The organism is uncultured Megasphaera sp., assembly GCF_958350005.1.
Lineage (GTDB): Bacteria > Bacillota > Negativicutes > Veillonellales > Megasphaeraceae > Megasphaera.
The window spans coordinates 1-5,901 of record NZ_CATWFF010000130.1 but is presented as its reverse complement, the minus strand read 5'-3'; the positions used below and the strand labels follow the sequence as shown (position 1 = coordinate 5,901).

Here is a 5,901-nt window from a genome sequence, read left to right as displayed (position 1 = left end):
CTATATGTCCGAGTGCTAACTTACACTATATATAATACCTGCGAAAGGTAAAAAAGTCAATACTTTTTCTTTTCGAATCGCAGGTATTTTACGGTCTATTTACGTTTATTCATTTGTTCGACACTGGCAATCACGGCAGATGCTACATTTTTCAGGGTTTTCCTGTTTTTCATGCTGTACTGCTGAAGCCGCTGATAGGCTTCGTTTTCAGGAATATGATATAAATCCATTAAATATCCTTTGGCCCGTTCTACAACTTTTCGCGTTTCCATGCGCTCATTCATATCTTCCAGCTGATGGGCCGTTTCCAATTGCCGCTGAAACTGAGATATGGCAATTTCTATAGCCGGAAACAGATTGACCGGGCTGACCGGCTTGACCAGATAGCCAAGAACGCCGGAATCTTTCGCTTTCTCTACAATATCCTGCTGACTGTACGCCGTAAGGAGCAGGACCGGTGCCAGTCCTTCATGGCCGATCATTTTAGCGGCATGAATGCCGTCCAGGCGCGGCATCTTAATATCCAGAAGGACGATGTCCGGTTTTTCTTTCCGTACCAGATCCAGGGCCTCCACACCGTCGGCAGCTTCGCCAACGACAGTATGCCCCGCTTCTTCCAGCATTTCACATAAATCCATACGAATAATAGATTCATCATCCCCAATGACTACGCGATATCCCATGTATGGTTATCCCCTCTCTGTAATGGGAAATGAAATTTTTACCTCCGTTCCGGACGGAGACAAAGGCAAAAATTCCAATGTCCCTTTTAAATCTTTTTCTACTAAGGTGCGGACAATCGTAAGTCCCAGATGCTTCCGCTGTACTGGTTCTACAGCCGTATTCCCCATCCCTGCGCCATCATCATCTACAGCAATCGTACACCTGTCAGCCGTGCACTGAATGGTTACGGAAAGATGGCCTTCCCGGCGATTTTCAAAACCGTGAATAATGGCATTGGTAATGGTTTCATTTAATACCAGCGCCAGCGACGCCGCTTCGTCAGACGGCAGCGGCAGGGCATCGCCGGAAAACTGCGTATAAATCTGGCAGTCTGCCCCGGCCATGCTGTGTGCCAGCAACGCCAGCAGCTTTTGCGCCACATCGGCAATATCAATATGTTCCTCATCATGATGGGACAAAATTTCATGAACCAGCGATATGCTCAGAATACGATTTACACTTTCTTTCAGCACGTCTTTGGCTTCCTGACTGTTCGTACGGCGCATCTGCATACGCAGCAGGCTGGCAATGGTCTGCAGATTATTTTTCACACGATGGTGAATTTCCTTGATGACCGACATCTTGATCATCAGTTCTTCTTCTTTGCGGTACAGTTCCGTCTTTTCTGTCAGTACGACAATGACCCGGCGCACTTTACCGCCCTGCAGGAGCGGAATGACGCGCCGCGTAAATACGACGCCGCCGGCGGTTACATCTTCGACTATACCTTCCCGCGTTGCCAGTACCTTCTTGGCTCCGGTCAGACTGCTGGGCGTATTGTAAATATTCGATCCCAGAAACATGCCAGAATGGCCACGCATATGCATAATGCTTTCAGCCATTTCGTCCGTATAAATGACGACGCCGTTGCAGTTGACCAGAATAATGCCGTCCTGCAGCGACAGGGGCCGGTACAAATCGCACGGTTCCCGTTCAATGGGCACCCGCAGGGCCATGACAGCCGTTTCGGTCAATACTTCCCGCGCCGCTTCCACAGCGCCGATAAAGACGAGAACGGCCATGGTTTCTCCGGCATTATCGACAAAGGGATAGGCTACCATCGGCTCAATGCGGCCATAATCCAGTTCCTTGCCGCCCTGAATGACCTGTCCGGTCTGCAGTACCTGCAGGGCAATCGGTGCTTCATACCCGGCCAGAACCGTGCCGACTGCCGCCGATGTCCGTTCTTCTCCTGCCGGCTGGGACAGGGACATGCGCTGAGCTGCCAGCACCAGCGTGCCGGCCTTGCGTCCAGGAACCAATACCTGTAAATCCCGATGAGATAAATCGCTGGCAAACTGCAGCAGTTCTTCACTGTGCTTTAATATATGAATCTGTACCTGAGATAGGGAACTGGCACTGCTGCAAACAGCTTCAATAGAAGACATACAGATGCCCCCTTAATGCCGCAGCGGCGCCGACGAAATAGCCAGGCCCGGTTTGGCATTCAGCGTCAGGTCAGCAAACAGGCCGTCCTGAGCCATGTAATACGCCCGGCAGCCAATCATGGCCGCGTTATCAGTGCATAAAATCGGTTCGGGCCGGTAGAAGGCATAACCATGGGCCTGACACGCCTCTTCCATAGCCGCTGCCAGGGCACTGTTGGCCGATACGCCGCCAGCAACAGCAATTTTCTGAGCCTGACAGTACGAAGCCGCATCCATCGTCTTTTCCACCAGCGTATCAACAACGGTTTTCTGAAAGCTCGCTGCTACATCATTGGGATTATATGCAATCCCCCGCTGTTCCTGCGTATGGAGATAATTCAAAACTGCCGATTTCAGGCCGCTGAAGCTGAATTCAAAGTTATGTTTTTCATGAAGGGCCTTGGGAAAGGCAATCGCTTCGGCATTCCCCGTCTTGGCCAGTTTGTCGATCTGCGGACCGCCTGGATAGGGATAACCCATGACACGGGCAATTTTGTCAAATGCTTCACCAGCTGCATCATCGCGGGTCTGTCCCAGAAGCACGAAAGAATTATACCCTTCAATGCGCACGAGCTGCGTATGTCCGCCAGAGACGACAAGACATAAAAAGGGGGGCTCCAAGTCGGGATGGCTTAAAAAATTGGCAAAAATATGGCCTTCCATGTGATTCACGCCGACCAAAGGCTTGTCCAAGGCAAAACTGAGTGCCTTGGCTGCGGCAACGCCGACCAGCAGAGCGCCAACCAGCCCAGGGCCATAGGTTACGCCAATATGATCCATCTGTGCCAGGGAAAGGCCTGCTTTTTCCAGCGCTTCCTGAACGACAGGCATGACATATTCAATATGCTGGCGAGAGGCAATTTCCGGTACGACGCCGCCAAACTTGCGGTGAATCGGCACCTGCGTGGAAATGACATCGGAAAGAATGCGGCGGCCGTCCTGAATGACCGCTGCCGACGTTTCATCACAGCTCGTTTCTAAGGCTAAAGTATACATACATTATTCTTCCTTTTTTGAGTAATTCGTAATCCACGGATAGTGTTCTTTTTTACAGTCCATGACATAGGCATCTTCGACGGGCTCAGAGTAATACTTCTGCCGTACTGACAATGTCTGATACCCCAGTTTTCGGTATAGTCCAAGAGCGCTGACATTGGATATGCGCACTTCCAGAAAAATATCGCTGCACCCGTCTTCCCAGCCAGCTTCCATAAGTACGCGCAGGAGCAGCTCGCCATAACCGCTGCCCCGGCAGGATCTGCGCAGGGCAATATTGGTAATCTGCCCTTCATCCAGGACACGCCACAGCCCGGCATACCCGGCAATCTGTCCCTCTTCGTCTTCCAGGACATAATACATGGTCAGTTCACGGTTCTGCAGTTCTTTGTGAATCGCATCAAGGCTCCAGGGAACAGAAAATGATTCTTTCTCTACAGCAAAAATGCCCTCGGCATCACCGGGAACGGCAGGCCGTACAATCATAGACATGACTGACCGCCGTGGCGTTTTTCCCACAGCACTTCCGCTTCGCTGCGCCGTTTATATGCCGGCGTCAGCGTCATGCAGTCATCGGTATTTCCGGTCAGGAACCGCGGCACTGCCGCCAAGGCCACACTGCCAGCCCGAGGAATGGCCATCGTCGGCGGTGCCAGGCGAAACTGTTCACTAGCCTCAACGATGGACGTTCTGTACTTTAAGGCTCCGTCGCCGCAGAAGACAACAGGTCCTTTTTCCTGCTGTAACTCGGCCAGCACCTCCGTAAGGGGCGCAACATATACATCAGACCGTGTATGCAACACCGTTTCTTCCCACTGGTACACGGCAGCATAGACATTTCCCTTCTGGGCGTCAATAAGCGTGCAGATACGGGAAGAGGCACCGACAAAATTCCAGGCCAGGCTGAGCGGCGTTTCTACACCGACAATCGGTATCTGCCAGGCAAAGGCCAGGGCCTTGGCTGAAGCCAGGCCGATGCGCAGGCCCGTAAAAGAACCAGGGCCAATAGAAACGGCAATACCATCAATGTCCTGTTTGCGGACAGACGCTTTTTCCAGCATGTCCGCAATATGGGGCATGAGCTGTTCCGAATGAGTCAGACGGGCCTGAACAGTCAGTTCCGCCCGCAGCGTATCGTCATGAAGCAGGGCTACACTGGATACGAGACTGGATGTTTCAATGGCCAGCAGCATAGGCTTCTACCTCCTTTTTTACATCAGCCCAGCGCGGGTCTACAAGAGACAAATGAATGATTCGCTCTTCCGGCCCGGTCTTGTCAATTGTAATATGAGCCGCATCTTCCGGCAGGCGTTCCAAAAACTTTTCTGACCATTCAATGACGGTAACGCCCTGGCTGAGATAGTCGTCAAACCCCAGATCATCCAGTTCATACTCTTCTTCAAGCCGGTAAAAATCAAAGTGCTGAAGCGGTATATCATGTTCGTAATAATTTAATATTGTAAACGTCGGGCTGACAACGGGTTCCATAATCCCCATTCCCCGGGCAATGCCCTGGACGAAATGGGTCTTGCCGGCGCCCAGGTCGCCATGCAGGGCCAGTACATCCCCAGGATGCAGAACGCGCCCGATGACTTCTCCCAGCGCAATTGTCTCACGTTCTCCGTGCGTCGTTATATCCAATCGTATGCTCTCCTTCGTTGCGAAAATGATTCCATCCTGACGGCGGCAGCAGCGTCTGCTGACCATCGTGCTGCAAATATACGCATCCCTTACCGGCTTCGACCGTACCAATAGCCGTGACGTCAGGATACTCCTGCTGCAGGGCATCAAAATCCCGGGGCGCCATCGTAAAGATCAGTTCATAATCTTCGCCGCCATTGAAAACGTAATGCCAACAGTCTGTATGTTGTGCTGCAGCCCACTGCTGCAGTTCCGGACTGACGGGAATACGTGCGCGGTCCAGCACCAGCACGACGCCGCTGGCCTTGGCGATTTCATTGGATTCACTGGCCAGGCCATCGCTGATGTCATTTAGACTATGACAGTGATGAGCCACCAGAAGCCGTCCCAGTTCAATCTGCGGAACTGGCAGCTTGTGCGCCTGCGTGAGCCGCTTATAGCCTTCTGCTCCGTGCAGAAGGACGTCCAGACCGCCTGACGAATCACCGACACAGTGGGACACAGCTACGACATCGCCTGCTTTGGCACCGCTGCGGCAGATGGCCTTTCCGGCTTCCACTTCGCCAAAGGCAGCTACCGTAATGACCAGACTTCCTTTGGACAGGACCGTATCGCCGCCGAGGATATTGACGCCATACTTCCGGCAGATAGCTTTCATGCCGTCATACATCTCCGTCAGATCAGCCATATCCATATCGGGACGAATGGCCGTGGATAAGACCAGGTGGGTCGGCACGCCACCCATGGCAGCAATATCGCTCAAGTTGGACGCAACGGCCTTATATCCTACATCATACCAGGAAGCGGTCTTGCCAATAATAAAGTGACTGCCTTCTACCATCGTATCAATGACGGCAATCTGCTCCATTCCTGCCGTCGTCTTATACACGGCACCGTCATCGCCAATGCCGACAACAACAGACTGGGGCCGAAAAATTGTATTGTCTTTCACAGCATCAATAAATCCAAATTCACCAATATCAGAAATCTTCATATGCCTGCTCCTCAATACATTCCATACATAGCATATATTGTAATAGAAATACAGGCAAAAGTAAAACCATTCAGGGAATTTATCGCACCTTGCGAATATTTTATGCTGTCAGGAGAAGTT

The 5,901-nt window shown here is 51.7% G+C and carries 7 protein-coding genes; all 7 read right to left on the bottom strand.

Annotated elements, in window-relative coordinates; translation table 11 throughout:
• Nucleotides 1–95 precede the first annotated feature (95 nt).
• The 7 genes from Q3886_RS07920 to thiL are packed head-to-tail and all read right to left on the bottom strand — an operon-like array spanning nucleotide 96 to nucleotide 5,781.
• Nucleotides 96–683, bottom strand: coding sequence for an ANTAR domain-containing response regulator (locus Q3886_RS07920; RefSeq protein ID WP_301860795.1), 588 nt, complete (start codon nucleotides 681–683; stop codon nucleotides 96–98).
• 6 nt (nucleotides 684–689) lie between these two features.
• Nucleotides 690–2,111, bottom strand: a complete 1,422-nt coding sequence (locus Q3886_RS07915; RefSeq protein ID WP_301860793.1) for a sensor histidine kinase — start codon at nucleotides 2,109–2,111, stop codon at nucleotides 690–692.
• A gap of 12 nt (nucleotides 2,112–2,123) precedes the next feature.
• Complete coding sequence (tsaD, locus tag Q3886_RS07910; protein ID WP_301860791.1) at nucleotides 2,124–3,146, bottom strand: tRNA (adenosine(37)-N6)-threonylcarbamoyltransferase complex transferase subunit TsaD; 1,023 nt, start codon at nucleotides 3,144–3,146, stop codon at nucleotides 2,124–2,126.
• 3 nt (nucleotides 3,147–3,149) lie between these two features.
• Nucleotides 3,150–3,632: a ribosomal protein S18-alanine N-acetyltransferase gene (rimI, locus tag Q3886_RS07905; protein ID WP_301860798.1), complete on the bottom strand. Its 483-nt coding sequence runs from the start codon at nucleotides 3,630–3,632 to the stop codon at nucleotides 3,150–3,152.
• The gene (gene tsaB / locus Q3886_RS07900) at nucleotides 3,629–4,339 is read right to left on the bottom strand and encodes a tRNA (adenosine(37)-N6)-threonylcarbamoyltransferase complex dimerization subunit type 1 TsaB (RefSeq protein WP_301860789.1); all 711 of its coding nucleotides are present in this window, start codon (nucleotides 4,337–4,339) and stop codon (nucleotides 3,629–3,631) included. Before tsaB ends, rimI begins: the two co-directional genes overlap by 4 nt.
• A complete protein-coding gene (gene tsaE / locus Q3886_RS07895; protein ID WP_301860796.1) occupies nucleotides 4,323–4,793 on the bottom strand; it encodes a tRNA (adenosine(37)-N6)-threonylcarbamoyltransferase complex ATPase subunit type 1 TsaE in 471 nt (156 codons plus the stop codon). Before tsaE ends, tsaB begins: the two co-directional genes overlap by 17 nt.
• Complete coding sequence (thiL, locus tag Q3886_RS07890; protein ID WP_301860788.1) at nucleotides 4,759–5,781, bottom strand: thiamine-phosphate kinase; 1,023 nt, start codon at nucleotides 5,779–5,781, stop codon at nucleotides 4,759–4,761. Before thiL ends, tsaE begins: the two co-directional genes overlap by 35 nt.
• Nucleotides 5,782–5,901: the final 120 nt, after the last annotated feature.